Source organism: Wandonia sp. (assembly GCF_984588085.1).
The window spans coordinates 1-15,645 of the sequence record NZ_CFIGVI010000021.1 but is presented as its reverse complement, the minus strand read 5'-3'; the positions used below and the strand labels follow the sequence as shown (position 1 = coordinate 15,645).

The 15,645-nt window shown below is 40.3% G+C and carries 10 protein-coding genes; 5 read left to right on the top strand and 5 right to left on the bottom strand.

Features of this window, described 5'->3' with window-relative positions; genetic code table 11:
- Positions 1–5 precede the first annotated feature (5 nt).
- The 5 genes from AC4PL9_RS09485 to rocD all read left to right on the top strand — a co-directional run bounded on the left by AC4PL9_RS09485 (position 6) and on the right by rocD (position 6,707).
- Complete coding sequence (locus tag AC4PL9_RS09485) at positions 6–1,061, top strand: diphosphomevalonate decarboxylase (protein WP_491604514.1); 1,056 nt, start codon at positions 6–8, stop codon at positions 1,059–1,061.
- Positions 1,062–1,071: 10 nt separating this feature from the next.
- Positions 1,072–2,013 carry a mevalonate kinase family protein gene (locus AC4PL9_RS09480; RefSeq protein ID WP_491604513.1) on the top strand — a complete coding sequence of 314 codons (942 nt, stop codon included), beginning with the start codon at positions 1,072–1,074 and terminating at the stop codon, positions 2,011–2,013.
- Positions 2,014–2,025: 12 nt separating this feature from the next.
- On the top strand, positions 2,026–3,000 hold the full coding sequence (locus AC4PL9_RS09475) for a polyprenyl synthetase family protein (RefSeq protein ID WP_491604512.1): 975 nt from the start codon (positions 2,026–2,028) through the stop codon (positions 2,998–3,000).
- 75 nt (positions 3,001–3,075) lie between these two features.
- Positions 3,076–5,259 (top strand): terpene cyclase/mutase family protein, encoded by a 2,184-nt coding sequence (locus AC4PL9_RS09470; RefSeq protein ID WP_491604511.1) that lies wholly within the window; start codon positions 3,076–3,078, stop codon positions 5,257–5,259.
- A 209-nt stretch (positions 5,260–5,468) separates the two neighbouring features.
- On the top strand, positions 5,469–6,707 hold the full coding sequence (gene rocD / locus AC4PL9_RS09465) for an ornithine--oxo-acid transaminase (RefSeq protein ID WP_491604510.1): 1,239 nt from the start codon (positions 5,469–5,471) through the stop codon (positions 6,705–6,707).
- A gap of 65 nt (positions 6,708–6,772) precedes the next feature.
- Here the strand turns inward: rocD and AC4PL9_RS09460 are convergent, their stop codons facing one another.
- The 5 genes from AC4PL9_RS09460 to AC4PL9_RS09440 form a co-directional block, all read right to left on the bottom strand.
- Positions 6,773–8,374 (bottom strand): T9SS type A sorting domain-containing protein, encoded by a 1,602-nt coding sequence (locus tag AC4PL9_RS09460; RefSeq protein WP_491604509.1) that lies wholly within the window; start codon positions 8,372–8,374, stop codon positions 6,773–6,775.
- Positions 8,375–8,439: 65 nt separating this feature from the next.
- Complete coding sequence (locus tag AC4PL9_RS09455; RefSeq protein WP_491604508.1) at positions 8,440–9,552, bottom strand: efflux RND transporter periplasmic adaptor subunit; 1,113 nt, start codon at positions 9,550–9,552, stop codon at positions 8,440–8,442.
- A gap of 10 nt (positions 9,553–9,562) precedes the next feature.
- Positions 9,563–13,888, bottom strand: a complete 4,326-nt coding sequence (locus AC4PL9_RS09450; protein WP_491604507.1) for a CusA/CzcA family heavy metal efflux RND transporter — start codon at positions 13,886–13,888, stop codon at positions 9,563–9,565.
- Between the two features lie 38 nt (positions 13,889–13,926).
- Complete coding sequence (locus AC4PL9_RS09445) at positions 13,927–14,310, bottom strand: hypothetical protein (RefSeq protein WP_491604506.1); 384 nt, start codon at positions 14,308–14,310, stop codon at positions 13,927–13,929.
- 110 nt (positions 14,311–14,420) lie between these two features.
- On the bottom strand, positions 14,421–15,645 hold a 1,225-nt coding region (locus AC4PL9_RS09440), incomplete at its 5' end, for an MFS transporter (protein ID WP_491604505.1).

The window sequence follows — 15,645 nt, the reverse complement described above, 5'->3', positions numbered from 1 at the left end:
ATCAAATGCAATCAACAACAGAAAAACGTGAAACGCAATTGGCTCTGACATGGCAATGTCCGTCCAATATTGCAATTGTAAAATACTGGGGAAAAAGAGCTAATCAGATTCCCTGTAACTCATCTTTGAGTCTTACACTTTCGAACTCTTACACGGAAGTTAAACTGGCTTTGCAGAAAAAAGAAACGATTTCTCCTGTAGAGCTGGACTATTTTTTCGAGGGACAGAAAAATGAAAAATTTTCGGAGCGTGTGGCAAAATACATGCAGGATAATGCACGCTTTTTCCCATTTCTTACCGATTATGCTGTACGTATTGATTCTGAGAACAGCTTCCCGCATTCTGCCGGAATAGCTTCTTCTGCATCGGCATTCGGCGCTATTGCACTTTCTCTATATGAAGCTACCTATCGCTTGGAGAATAAAGAACTGGATCAGGAATTTTACCATGTGGCATCCAATCTTGCCCGTTTAGGGTCAGGAAGTGCTTCACGTTCTATGTTTGCGAATTGGGCAGAATGGGGTAAAAACACGTTGATACCCGGTTCGTCGGATGAATTTGCAATTCCTGTTACGGATATTCATGCGAATTTTTCAAATATGTACGATGCGATTCTGATTGTGGAAGATGAGCCGAAAAAAGTCTCTTCCAGTGCAGGACATTCGTTGATGAACAATCATCAATATGCTGATCAGCGTTTTCTGCAGGCAAACGAACGTACAGCACGATTAGCTGAGGTATTGAAGAACGGAGATTATGCAGAATTTATTCATATTGCAGAATCGGAAGCACTGACATTGCACGCTATGATGATGACATCCGTGGATTATTATCTGTTAATGAAACCGGGAACATTACTGGCAATAGAACGATTGTTAGAATACCGTCGTGAAACAGGAGTTCCTGTTTGTTTCACACTGGATGCAGGACCTAATGTGCATGTCCTTTATCCGGAACAGTACAAGGATAAAGTAGAAAGCTTTATCATGAATGATTTACAGGATACGTATAAAAAGGTCATTTTTGACAAACAAGGAACAGGACCGGTTTCAGTAAAATAAATTGCCGAAAATGGATACCCTTAACTCAAAAGTTTTGATGTTCGGAGAGTATAGCCTGATGTATAACAGCATGGCTCTTACAATACCGTATGATCGTTTTTCAGGAAAATTTACATTCTGTAAAGACGGACTTACAGATCCTTCCATACAGTCGTCTAACTTAAGCCTCACCAATTTCTGTCATCATATTCTCGAAAATCACATGGACGAGAATTTTGCGCTGAATGTAAAGAAGTTTAAGAAGGAGTTGGAAGACGGTCTCTTTTTCGAGAGTAACATCCCACAGGGATTTGGACTGGGGAGTTCCGGAGCTATCGTTGCAGCTATATTTCTGCGCTATCTGGACAAAGCACATGAGTTCAAATCCGAACTGAAAAACCTTACTAAAGAGAAGATATCTGTCCTCAAAAAAACACTGAGTCAGATGGAATCTTATTTTCATGGTTCTAGCTCCGGGATTGACCCGTTGAGTATTCTATTGAATCAGCCTCTTTTATTCAGAAATACACATGATGTAGCGCCGGTTAAAATTCCAGCGTTCAATCCGGAAGGAAAAAATGTTGTTTTTCTTCTGAATACAGGTCTTAGCAGAAGTACTTCAGGTCTTGTGAATCGCTTTAAAACTTCTTGTGAAGATCAGGGTTTTAGAGAGCGAATGGATCGTGAATTGGTACAATTTACTAATGGTAGTATTCAGTCCTTTTTAGACAATCAAGCCGGAGAACTATACATGAACCTGGACAACCTGGTGCAATTTCAACTGAAAGAAATGCATTACCTGATCCCGGATCAATTTAAAGATGCGGTAAAAGGCGGATTGCATAACGGGGATTATTTCCTGAAAATATGTGGCTCCGGAGGAGGAGGATTTATGCTTGGTTTTACAAAAGATTGGGAAGCGACTGAAAAAGCGCTTAATGGATTAGACGTTGAGGTAATTTATAAATTTTAGGAAATGGAAACAATGAACAAAATCGATTTGAACAATTATAAAGAAATTATTGAAAATTACCTTGAGCAATATTCGCTGAAGAATTTTCCTTCGAATCTTACTGATTCGGCTCATCATATTATGACATTGGACGGGAAAAGATTGCGTCCGATTATGGTACTGATGAGTTATATGTCGTATGATGAAAAATATGAGAAGGCGTTGAATGCAGCTATCGCTATCGAAGTATTCCATAATTTCACACTTGTTCATGACGATATCATGGACGAGGCGAAAGTACGTCGCGGTCAGGTAACCGTACACGAAAAGTTTGGTGTAAACAAAGCGATTGTTACCGGTGACGCTATGTTACCCCATTCGTATAATCTGTTAACGCTGGGTAACGAAGATAAAGCAGCTGATTTGTTAGCAGTTTTCAGTAAAATGGCTATCGAAGTGATGGAGGGGCAGCAGTATGATATGAACTTCGAAACAATGGACGAAGTTACTCCGGAAGAATACATGGAAATGATCCGTTTGAAGACATCTGTTTTGTTTGGTGCTTCTATGGAAATTGGTGGAGTTATCGCTGGCGCGTCAGAAGATGATCGTCAGAAATTATATGATTTTGGTTTGTACACAGGGCTTGCGTTCCAGATTATGGATGATTATCTCGATGCATTCGGAGACCCTAAAACGTTTGGAAAGAAAGTAGGAGGAGATATTTTGCTGAACAAGAAAACATTCTTGTTGACAAATGCAATAAAAATGGCAACGCCCGAGCAAAAACAACGAATAGAGACTTTATTTAACGAGACAAATGAAGCGTCTAAAATTGAAGAATTTAAAGCGTTGTTTACGGAAATGAACCTACCTCAGTTGTGTTTGAATAAGATGGAAGAACTACACGATAAGGCACTGGAGCGTCTGCGTTCTACCACAATAAGTGAAGAGAACAAGGAAAGGTTAGAGTATCTGGGAGATGTGATGTTACGTCGTGTGAAGTAAGGAAAGCATCGGATACCCCTTTTGGGACAGATATAATCAGAAGAACAAGAGTTATAAACTAGATCAGGAATTGCTATGAAGCAGTCTCTCAAGGAAGCGTGGACATTTACGAATACCAACGGTCGTCAGTTGTGGTTTTTCAATAAAGAAAAAGCACAGGAAATAGCGGGTACAACGAGTGATAAGGAGCTCTGGAAAAAGATGGATGAAGAATTTATCTGGGACAAATCCGGAAACCCGAACGCGCAGGATAATCTCTATAGAGATAAATATGCCCGACCTGTTGGAAAGAAACCGGAAACAGCTGATGAAGCATTGAATAATGGGCTTAACTATTTTCTTTCCATTCAGCAGGAAGACGGGAACTGGTGCGGAGAGTCCGGAGGACCCCATTTTTTACTTCCAGGATTACTGATAGCAACCTATTGTTCCGATTCAATGCCGGACGAAGCGCGTCTGGTATTGATGAGACGTTATTTATTGAATCATCAGAATCCGGATGGAGGATGGGGATTACATATTGAAGGAGATTCTTCCATGTTCGGAACAGCAGTAAATCTTGCTGGTCTGGTTGTTGGCGGACAGGATATACATAGTGAACCCGTACAGAAAGCAATTGCATGGATTCATGCGAATGGTGGTGTTACAGGCGTTCCTTCATGGGGAAAGTTCTATCTTGCCGCTATTGGATTGTATGACTGGAAAGGAATGGACCCCTTGATGCCGGAGTTATGGCTGTTACCAAAATGGTTGCCATTTTACCCTGGGAATTATTGGAATCATACGCGGATGGTTTATCTTCCTATGTCATATATGTATGGAAGAAAATTAACCAAAACAGATGATAATCTGCGTGCTTTTCGGGATATGCTATACCAGGGAAAGTATGATCAGGTAAACTGGAAAAAAGCTCGTAGAGCTTGCTGTCCGATTGACGATTACTATACGGAAAAAGGATTGTATAAATTTTTGGCAGGAGTTCTGGGAGTACTTGAAAAAATCACCTGGAAAGGATTACGGAAAAAAGCCCTCAAAAACGTCGCTGACCGTATTCACGCTGAAGATCGACATACAGATAGTGTGAATCTGGGGCCCGTGAACAAGGTTCTTAATTTGCTGGCTGTATATTATATTGACGGAATCGAGTCTCCTGAATTTAAGAAACACAGAGAGCGTTTGGAGGATTATATCTGGTTGAGCGAAGATGGTATTAAAATGAACATGTATAATGGTACCCAACTCTGGGATACGTGTTTCGTGGCGCAGGCACTTCTGGAAGATCCGGATCGTATACCGGGGATAAAAGAAGCGCTGAAGAAAATTGATCATTTCGTTAACTACACCTTTCTGGATGAAGACCGATGGGAGACAGAACGTTTTGATCGTCTTCCTTCCAAAGGAGGGTGGCCGTTTTCAACGAAAGAAAACGGATGGCCGGTAACAGATTGTACTTCTGAAGGGATGCGTACAGTTTTAGGGTTAAATAAATTGGGCCTCGCATCAGATCAGGAAATTGTCAAAAATTTGACATATTCCGTAGATTTTCTGCTCTCTTGTCAGAATAAAGACGGTGGTTGGGCCTCTTACGAGCCGACACGTGCTCCAAAGTGGTTGGAAAAAATGAACCCTTCCCGTGTTTTTGGGGATATCATGATTGAGTATTCGTATACTGAATGCAGTTCGGCTACTATTCAGGGATTATTGGCATACAGAAAATTCAATCCGTCTTACCGGAAAGATGATATATCCAAAGCAGTTGCTAAAGGGCTGAAATTTATCATGGATCGCCAACAGGATGACGGGCTTTGGTATGCAAATTGGGGTGTTTGTTATACGTATGCAACCTGGTTTGGGATAGAAGCCCTTGTTCAGGCGGGAGGCATAAAATATGACGCAAATGATAGTGAAAATCCTGTAACTAGAGCTTGTCATGGTTTGTTTTCAATCCAGAAAGCTGATGGCAGTTGGGGAGAAGTATGGCAGGCATGTGCGGAGAAACGATACATTGAAAATGAGGATGGTCAGGTGGTAAATACAGCCTGGGCCTTGTTGGGGTTGTTTGAAGCGGGATATCCTGTTGACGAAAAAGTGGAAAAAGCTATTCAATTCCTGGTAGATCGCCAGATTGATACGGGAGACTGGCCGCAACAGAATATTTCCGGGATATTTAACCTGAATTGTACGACCGGATACATCAATTACCGAAACATATTCCCTATTTGGGCATTGCAGCGGTATATGAAAGTGAAAAAAGGATAGTTGTGGTGAAGTGAATAAAGTAGATGGGGTGTAGAAAAATCTACACCTTTTTCTTTGCATGATGTCCTGTTGAATCCCCTTTTAGATTTGCTTATTCATTTTTCCTTCATTAATTTTGTTAACCGGATGATTTCTCTCCAATAAAAGTAGGAAAGGATGTACACTCTCCGCGATGAGTGTGATTACATTAAATACATAAAATTATGGACATGACTCAGGAAAAATTATCCTCATCGCAACTGATGGAACTGGAGGACAAACATGGAGCACACAACTATCACCCACTACCAGTTGTACTGGCAAAAGGTGAAGGAGTGCATGTTTGGGACGTGGAAGGAAAGCACTACTTTGATTTTCTATCGGCTTACTCGGCTGTCAATCAGGGGCACTGTCATCCGAAGATTGTTAAGGCAATGGCGGATCAGGCAGGAACACTGGCGCTGACTTCACGGGCATTCTACAATGATTCATTAGGCGTCTATGAAAAATTCATGACGGATTTTTTTGGCTTTGATAAGGTTCTTCCCATGAATACCGGGGCTGAAGCTGTAGAAACAGCAATTAAGCTGGCTCGAAAATGGGCGTATGAGAAGAAGGGAATAGCTGAAAATGAAGCAAAAATAATCGTTTGTGAAAATAATTTCCACGGACGAACAACTACAATTATTTCTTTCTCTAACGATCCGGATGCAAGAAAGAATTTTGGACCTTATACTCCCGGATTCATCCGTATTCCGTATGATGATTTGTCTGCGTTGGAAAAGGCTTTGAAAGAGGAAAATGTGGCTGCTTTTTTAGTGGAACCAATCCAGGGAGAAGCAGGTGTTTATGTTCCGCAGGACGGATACCTTTCAGGTGCACAGGAATTGTGTAAACAAAACAACGTACTCTTCATAGCTGATGAAGTACAAACAGGAATTGCCCGTACAGGAGAACTTTTGGCCTGTGATCATGAAAATGTAAAACCTGATATTTTAATTCTTGGTAAAGCGCTTTCAGGTGGAAATTATCCTGTTTCAGCAGTACTGGCGAATGATGAAATAATGATGGTAATTAAGCCGGGGCAACACGGATCTACCTTTGGTGGAAACCCTGTCGCAGCTAAGGTTGCTATTGCGGCTTTGGAAGTTGTCCGGGACGAAAAACTTTCAGAAAACGCGATGCGATTAGGAGAGCTTTTCCGCAAGGAGATGAATCGTATCATTGAAAGCTCTGACTTAGTGGTGAAAGTGAGAGGAAAAGGGTTGTTAAATGCGATTATTGTGAATGATACACCGGATAGTGATACAGCATGGAGATTGTGTCTTTCTTTAAGAGATAACGGTCTTTTGGCAAAACCTACACATGGAAACATTATCCGTTTCGCTCCTCCATTAGTAATGACTGAAGAGCAATTAATGGAATGTGTTGCTATTATTGAAAAGACAATAACAGGGTTTGTGAAGTAATTACAGAATCAACTGTATATAAAAAAGCAGGTAATTATTACCTGCTTTTTTTGTTGGTTTCCATTTTAGTATAATACTATTTTTTCGGATAAAAAGTACTTTCCGTCAACTACTACAACAAAATTGACCGTCTGGTTATTTTTTGTTCTTTTCAGTTTTATTGTTTCCGTATGTATTCCGTTTTTTGGTTGATCAAATTGGCCTTCCTGAACCATTTTTCCTTCCATGGTATAAATGAAATATCTTGCAGACGTAGCATATTGTAAGTCTATTTCTACTTTAAATTGATCTTTAACCGGATTAGGGAAAACCGACATATTGAAAGGATTATTTCCCTGAATTTCCTCTGTTCCGAGATCAGGTGCTTTTATCAATGTGACAGCATAAATAATGGGATCGGCCTGTGTCTGATTTACACTGTTATTGGAAAAAGGATTTAAGGAAGAGCTTTCTATTCCACCGTAAATGTGACCTATTACCGTTTCATCCTCCGTTAGTTGATCGATCAGAAGAATGTCCTTTTCTGAATAAGGCGCTGATTCTGCCGGAATAAACTCTGCCCCGGCTCCTTTGAGACCCGGCATTTCAACAGGGAGCTTAAACTCAGTCAGGGTACCATCTGAAGATCGGCTGACTCTACTGATTGTTTTTACAAAGGGAACAAGATCGTCTTGAATAAGTTGTCCGTTTTCGTAGTAATATTGACTAATTCCTCCGAAGAATAAATTATGTGCTGTGTTATTGGCTACAGAATAAAGGGCAGCAGTAGCACTGTGATAATTACTCAAGTACTGATTAAATTCTGTAACAGCCGTATATCCATTTTCCGTGATATAAACAGGGTATAGAAAAGGAAGATCCGTATCTTGCTGAAATACTCCGGAGGAAATCATATATCCCTCTGTTCCGTCAGAGAATCGTTGGGGTAGCAAATTATAATCTCTTCTACGTAAGTGTATCGGATCACTCACTGATGAGTAATCGGAGAAAGACAACTGGCCGCTATTACTGATTTTGAATTTTTGAACCATTGTATGATAGGTTTGGGTAAAGGTAGGATTATTCATAGGGTTGTATCTGCCGTCAAATCGTTGTCCTCCAATGAGATAAAAAAAGGTGCCGATTTTACCCATCTGTCCCCCGGTATTGGCAAATATGGGATCTGTTATTTGCTTAAAATAATTGGTGTATGAACTTCCGTTAATAACAGCATCAATAGTTGCAGAAACAAGAATAGAGGTCATCTTGTCGTGGGTGATATGGTCATTGGCACTGGTAGAAAATGAGTAGCCACCAATGATGTATAAGGTATCAGCATCTTGGTAGAAGTTCATATTGGTAGATTGCAACTGTTCGGCGATACCTGTAGGTAAAACTGCTAAAGGAGCAGCCCAGAATTGCTGACTTGTTATATCTACTACAAAAATTTCAGTGTTATTTTGTGATGCAGGAAAGGCATTGAAGGGTTGTCGGGCATGAATACCATCTAAACGTCCTCCCAAAATTAACCACTTTCCTTCGTGTTGACCAAATGCATAAGAATGTACTCCCGGTAAACCTGGAATTATAACAGGGGTTAGTTCGACGGAATACTCAAATTCATCCTGAGCCTGTAGTGAAAATGTACTCAGAATTAGAATCAATAAATGTAGGTAGTATTTAAACATAGCTTTTTTTGATCAAGATATTGATAATTAACTAACGACAAAGTGACTTTTGTTACGTAGTACTTTTAATAGATAAGATCGAATGCACCATTCAGGAGAAATTGGGCTGACGTGTCAATTTGCTCCGGATCAATCCCATACCAGTTGCCGTTTGTTAATGTCACCGGGACTTTCACCTGCTTAAAGTAGTAATATTTGCCTTCTTCTCGGGTCAGAAGCAATGCAAAGTATTGTTCTCCCTTTTTGACAATCGCCGAACCTGGAAGAGCAGGTAGCTTTTTTTGATCGAGAATAATATTGGCAGATACATATGCCCCTGTTTTAAAAACAAGCGATTTTGAATCCGTAATATCAACTGTAACGGTGACTCTTCTGTCGGCTTTTATTTCTGACCCGATTCTGAATATAACTCCCGTATGGATAGTGTCGTCTCCCTGAACAGTAAAGTGAACAGGTTGCTGTTCCTTTAAGTGGACAATATCTTTCTCAAAAACTTCCAGTTCAACTCTGATTTTTTCTGTATTGATCATCTCCAGAATAGGTTTTTCATCCCCCACAAACTGTCCGCTTGAAACATTAATCTGAGTGATCTGTCCGGATGTGGGAGCATATATTCCATAACTACTAAAAAAGTTACCTTCTGCAATCTTCGATATTGGTAAATGAATTAATACCAGTTGTTGTTCCAGATTATTGCGTTCAGCTTTCAGTGTTTCAAACTCACTTTGGATGCGATTCAGCTCTTTTTTTGCGATAGCGTCATTTTGTTCGAGTAGTTGAATACGATTGTATTCCTTTTCAATATAAGTAAAACGACTTATTGTCGCAGCGTATTGCTTTTGGAGTTCTAACAGGTCCGGGTGCTCGATGCGTGCCAGGAGCTGACCTTTAGTTACAACATCTCCTTCAATAACGCGGATTTCTTTTACATACCCCTTAAAGTAGGCGCTTATTTTAAAGCGGTTAGCGGGAGGAACATCAATTGTTCCGTTTGTCTGAACTTTGCGGTTGAAGAAATGCGTTTCAATAGAACCTATTTTCAAGTCATTCGTCAGTAATTGTTCTTCAGAAAGAGTGACAAGGTGGAATGCTTCTTTTTGTTGTTCTTGGGTTTCGGGGGAACTTGGTGAACAGGCTATAAGAAACAGAGTCAGAAGAAATAGATATGAGATTTTCATTTTTTTGATTTTAAAGAAGTAAATAACTAAGTGTTATAGCAGTTTGGTTGTAACTATTCAGCGCATCCAGATACTCAAGTTGTATCATTTGGGCACTTTCCAGACTTTGGATATAGCGGAAAAAATCAATTTCTCCCAATTCGTAACTCAAGGAGGAAGTACGAAGGATATTATCTGCGAGATCAAGCCCTTCGGATTCGTAATAGGTTACTTTTAGTGCATGTGCCTCCAAAAGTTGTTGAAGTTGATTTTTGTAACGTTCCAATCGATATGTATAATTTGCATAATCGAGTTCAGCCATCTGAACAGCCAGTTCTTTGGCTTTGACCTGAGCTTTATCCCCACCAAATAGCAACGGAATTTTTAACCCGATTTGGTATCCGTGAAGAAATTGATTGATTCCCCGGTTTGTTCCTGCAAAATATTCCATACTTATTCCGGGAAGGAATTGCTGTTTCTGTACCTTGTATTCATTGACAGAAACTGTTTTCTGAAATTGAACAACGTCTTTTCCCGATGCGGTCAGAGTATCGTTTTCAGTAGTCTGGAACCGCGCATATTTTGTTTCTTTTATACTAAACTCTGAAGGAGATTGGGTTAGACTGTATAATTCCTCATAGGCAGCTTTAAGTTCGAGAGATACAGAACGGAGTTCCGTTTGTACTTTCTGATGTCGGGCTGTGGCTAATGAGCTCTCCAGACTATTAGTTTCTCCTGCTTCAAAGCGTTGTCGGGCAAGTTGTGTGAAATTCTCATAAGAAGCATTCAGTTCACGTAAAATCCGTTCTTTGCTATGCAGGTAGTTTACCTGATAGTACTTGCGGGTTATCTCCTGAAAAATAAGCGCTGTCAGAAATTGGTACTCCTGATTAGCAAGATGATAACGCGATTCTGTTAAGTGTTTACGACTGCCATAACTTGTGGGGAATTCAAAATCCTGTTGCAGACCAAATTTATAGTTAGGAAGACCATTCAGAGCCAGGTCATTCTGATCAAATGCCTGATAAATTTCGGTGGGCGAAAATGTGAAGGCAGAGCGAATTAACAGACGATTGGCTTCTACGTTTAACTGATTCGATTTGATCTCCCGATTATTTTCCAGAGCCATTTGCTTTAACTGATCCAAATCCATTTCAGGTGACTGTGCGTGCGCCATAGGACTGATAAGCAAGAGTAATACAAGTGTTGTTTTCATTCCGGTACCTTTAGCTGTAATTTGTCTTTGTTTTAGAATAGAGTAGAACACTGGAAGTACAATCAGTGTTAAAAGCGTAGAAGTGATTAGACCACCGATCACTACTGTAGCAACAGGACGTTGTACTTCTGCACCTGCTCCGCTAGAGATAGCCATAGGAAGAAACCCTAAAGCTGTTGTACTGGCAGTAAGCATAACCGGTAATAATCGATCACGGGCTCCTTCAATAATTAAGTTTTTTATCGAAGTAGTACCACCTGAAAAATCAAATGTTTTGTAGTGCTCAAGAAGTACAATCCCATTGAGAACAGCTACTCCAAAAAGAGCGATAAAACCGACTCCTGCCGATATACTAAACGGCATGTCACGCGCCCATAGAAGGAAGACCCCTCCCATGGTTGCAATTGGAATAGCGGTATAAATCAGCAGGGCTTCCGTAACTGATTTGAATGCGAAATAGAGCATGAGGAAGATCAGAATCAAAGAAACGGGAACAGCTAATAATAACCGATTGGTAGCACGTTGATAATTTTCAAACTGACCTCCATAAGTGATCCGATAGCCGGGAGGAATCGATAATTTTTCATCCAGCGTTTTTTGGATTTTGTCTACAACCGTTTGGAGATCACTGTTCCGGACATTAACTCCTACAACAATCCGACGATTGGTCTCGTCGCGGGAAATTTTGGCAGGTCCTTCTGTAATTCGAATGTCCGCCAGTTCCCGAAGAGGAATTTTGGTGCCTTTTGGCGTGTCTACCAGCAAGTTTTTCAGATCTTCAATCCCCTTTCGTTTGTCTTCACTTAATCGGATTACAAGATCAAATCGTTTTTCTTTTTCGAAAATTACACCTGAGTTTTTACCGGCAAAAGCCAGGGCAACCAGTGAATTTATATCGGCAATTTGTAAGCCATGTGCGGCAAGGCTTTCCCGATTATAACGGACAGAAAGTTGAGGTAAACCAGTTACTTTTTCAACAACGATATCGGCCGCACCTTCTATATGTTGAATGAGCGATTTTATCTCTTGTCCTTTGCGTTGCAGGACATCTAAATCATTCCCGAAAAGCTTGATGGCAATATCAGAACGTACACCGGTAATCAATTCATTGAAGCGCATTTCAATCGGTTGCGTAAATTCAATTTCGACTCCGGGAATCTTCTTTAACTCTTTTCCAATTGCAGAAGCTAATCCATCTTTTGTTTCGGCGGTTACCCATTCTGACTTGGGGTGTAACATTACCATAACATCGGTCTCTTCCATAGACATGGGGTCTGTGGGTACCTCCGCCGCTCCGATTCTTGTCACTACTGTTTTTACTTCAGGAAATTTATCCAGTAGTATCTTCTCTATTTTTGTCGTCGTGGCAATGACATCGTCAAGTGATTTTCCGGTCTTCATTACAGGTTGGATAACAAAATCACCTTCGTCAAGCTTCGGAATAAATTCGCCTCCCATTTGTCTGAATAGAAAAATTCCGGATACAACAACAGCCAGGCTTACCAGAAGAACCGTTTTTTTCTTATTCAAAGCAGTCTTTAGAACCGGAACATAGAGTTTGTCCAGAAAATCCATTATTTTTCTCGAAATAGCAAAGCGAGGTTGTTCTTTCGTACTAAGAAAAATGGACGCCATTACCGGTACGTAAGTTAGACAAACAAGTATGGCGGCAATAATGGCAAAAATAAACGTTAGTGCCATTGGAATAAACATTTTCCCTTCAACACCACCCAGTGATAATATAGGTATGAAAACGATAATAATAATCAGCTGACCGAATATGGCAGATTTCATCATTCTTGTTGTACCCTCAATGGTGATGGAATCGCGAAGAGAATGAAGTTCCGGACCAGAAATATTCTTAAATTCACCCGATTTCCGGAATAATTGAAGGGCAACAAATTCAACTATAATCACAGCACCGTCAATGATAATCCCAAAATCTAAGGCTCCCATACTCATAAGATTTACATCAATCTGGAAGATATGCATGAAGGAGAGGGCGATAAGAAAACAAATCGGGATAACGGATGCAATGATCATCCCTGCACGAAAATTCCCGATTAAAAGAACGACGATCACGGCGACGATTAGAAAACCAATTACCAGATTTTCAATGACCGTAGAGATGGTTTTTTCTACAAGATCGCTCCGATCGAGAAAGGGATGAATATAAACACCCGGAGGAAGTGATTCTTGTACCTTTTCTACACGGCTTTTAACTTCAGAGATGACCTTTTCGGAATTAGCTCCCTTTAACATCATGATCTGTCCGAGTACTTTTTCTCCTTCTCCGTTTCCGGTTACTGCTCCGAATCTTGGCGCGTGACCGATTTTTACTTCGGCTATGTCTTTTACCAGTATGGGAGTTGTGTTCCGGACAGCAACAACCGTGTTCCGGATATCTTCCATACTTCCGATGAGTCCTTCACCACGTATAAAATAAGCCTGTCCCTCCCGTTGGATATAACTTCCTCCGGCAATTCCATTATTATTTTCGAGCGCATTAAATAATTCGGAAATAGTCACACCTACGGCATTCAGGTCTTCTGTTCGTATGGCAACTTCGTATTGCTTAAGATAACCGCCCCATGTGTTGACTTCAACGACTCCCTGAATTCCCGCAAGTTGCCGTTTTACAATCCAGTCCTGAATAGTACGGAGATCGGTTAAAGAGTAGTTGTCTTTAAATTCGTCTTCAACTTCCAGTGTGTACTGATAGATCTCTCCGAGTCCGGTTGTTATAGGTCCCATTTCAGGTGATCCAAATTCCGGGGGAATTTTTTCTGTGGCCGATTTAATCTTTTCAGCAATAAGCTGACGGGGTAAATAAGTCCCCATTTTGTCATCGAACACAAGTGTTACGACAGATAACCCGAATTTGGAAACGGATCGGATTTCCTGAATTCCAGGGAGGTTTGCCATCTCCAGTTCAATAGGATACGTAATAAATTGCTCAATATCCAACGTAGACAAATTCCTGGATGTCGTCAGAACCTGAACCTGATTATTGGTTACATCCGGTACGGCACCGACCGGAATTTGAAAAATAGAATAGACACCGTATCCGATTATAAAAATCGTGAAAAGAAGTACTATAAATTTGTTCCTTACACTGGAACGTATAATTGATGATAACATGTTTTACCTGATAAAAAATGAATAACTAAATTCTTTTTCTAACAGGTTTTCTGGGGTGGTTGATTAATCGAAATAGCAGCACTCGCACTGTGAGGTGCTTTATAAACGAAATAATGCGAAGATTCAAATACAAAATAATGTTTCCAGGAAAATACAGTTGAATACTGCCACTCTACACCGGTAAGAAATTGTAATGAGTGGTGAAAGGGAAGATCCTGATGTTCTGAATGTTCAGTGTTATGCTCTTCCTTATCGTGTCCATAGTGCTTGTCAAGAAAAGAGAAAAAATCATCTCCATACTCCTCTTGATGTTGGTTGTAGTGCTCAATGAGAACAGGAATTTTAACCAGATCTACCAAATTCAGATTGATAGACTGAAGAACCAGTAAGGTCATTATAGGTATAATAAACCACGATCTCATTACTACAAAGTTAGAACAATTACTTTTAATAATGATTCTAAATTACGAGGAGAGAGTAGGTTTAATGATTTGTTAACCTGATCTGATAGTTGTGAGAAGTCGATTTGTTTTCAGGTTGTTGCGTGATGTTTTTGACGACATTGCATTCTGAAAAGAATGATCCCTGAAGAAATAAATGTAAGAAAAGCGATAAAGAGAATAGAGGATAAAATCCCGAAGGTATCAGCAATTATTCCGGTTAATATCGCACCGATAGCATAGCCGAGATCTCGCCAGAGTCGGAAGACACCAATGCTCTTAGCTCTGTCTTGCGGATGTGTATTTTCGGCTACTGTTGCCAAAAAAGTCGGATATACCATTGCGGTACCCCACCCAAGAATGGCAGACAGAATAATATAGTGTGTAAAAGAGGTAGCCCCGGCAAAGAACAGTAAAGCGACGGCCTGCAATAACATACCTATAAACAACATGCTCTTTTTACAAAATTTATCAGCCATTTTTCCAGTAAATAACTGACCTAATCCCCAGACAGCGGGGTAAACAGATACGATGATACCGATTTCTTCAAGCGAAAATCCTTTGCTACTTAAAAGAATCGGGAAAATTCCCCATGCCATTCCATCATTCAGGTTGTTAATCATTCCAGCCTGAGAGACAGAGCCTAAGTTTTTATCCCGCCAGGTAGTATCCCAGAATACGTTTTTCAATAGTGGAACAGTATTGTTTTTTGTTTCTGCATTGACATGATGTCGTGTATCCTTGATAAATAGGAGACTGGTAAATAGACCAAGAATAACTAACCCGATACCGATGTGAAAAGGGTAGGGACGAACTCCGAATTCAGAAGCGATCCAACCGGTAAGGAAAGCTACTACGGCAACAGCAATATAACCGGCAAATTCGTTAAGACCCATAGCAAAACCTCTTTGCTTTTCACCGACTAGATCAATCTTCATCACTACGGTTGAACTCCAAGCGAGTCCCTGGTTTATACCTAGTAGAACATTGGCAGCAATAATCCAGTTCCAACTTTGTGCATACATGAGTATAAAGGGAATTGGAATGGCAATAATCCAACCGGTAATTAATAGATTCTTACGTCCGAATTTATTTGCTAAAACTCCGGTGTAATAATTAGTTATGGCTTTCACAATTCCAAAAACAATAATAAAAGAAAGTATAGCAGTTTTAGCAGCAATGGCAAATTCCTGCTCGGCGATTTGTGGTAAAATTGACCGCTCCATTCCGACCATACCACCAACAAAAGCATTAACAATAACCAGTAAGGTGAATTGCTGTCGGTTTTCTCTTAATCCGAGTTTTATCTGCTGCATA

What these genes read in the sequence shown, in the direction of transcription:
- AC4PL9_RS09485 (WP_491604514.1), top strand. Translation starts at nt 6, where the DNA reads ATGCAATCAACAACAGAAAAACGTGAAACGCAATTGGCTCTGACATGG.
- AC4PL9_RS09480 (WP_491604513.1), top strand. Translation starts at nt 1,072, where the DNA reads ATGGATACCCTTAACTCAAAAGTTTTGATGTTCGGAGAGTATAGCCTG.
- AC4PL9_RS09475 (WP_491604512.1), top strand. Translation starts at nt 2,026, where the DNA reads ATGAACAAAATCGATTTGAACAATTATAAAGAAATTATTGAAAATTAC.
- AC4PL9_RS09470 (WP_491604511.1), top strand. Translation starts at nt 3,076, where the DNA reads ATGAAGCAGTCTCTCAAGGAAGCGTGGACATTTACGAATACCAACGGT.
- rocD (WP_491604510.1), top strand. Translation starts at nt 5,469, where the DNA reads ATGACTCAGGAAAAATTATCCTCATCGCAACTGATGGAACTGGAGGAC.
- AC4PL9_RS09460 (WP_491604509.1), bottom strand. Translation starts at nt 8,374, where the DNA reads ATGTTTAAATACTACCTACATTTATTGATTCTAATTCTGAGTACATTT.
- AC4PL9_RS09455 (WP_491604508.1), bottom strand. Translation starts at nt 9,552, where the DNA reads ATGAAAATCTCATATCTATTTCTTCTGACTCTGTTTCTTATAGCCTGT.
- AC4PL9_RS09450 (WP_491604507.1), bottom strand. Translation starts at nt 13,888, where the DNA reads ATGTTATCATCAATTATACGTTCCAGTGTAAGGAACAAATTTATAGTA.
- AC4PL9_RS09445 (WP_491604506.1), bottom strand. Translation starts at nt 14,310, where the DNA reads ATGAGATCGTGGTTTATTATACCTATAATGACCTTACTGGTTCTTCAG.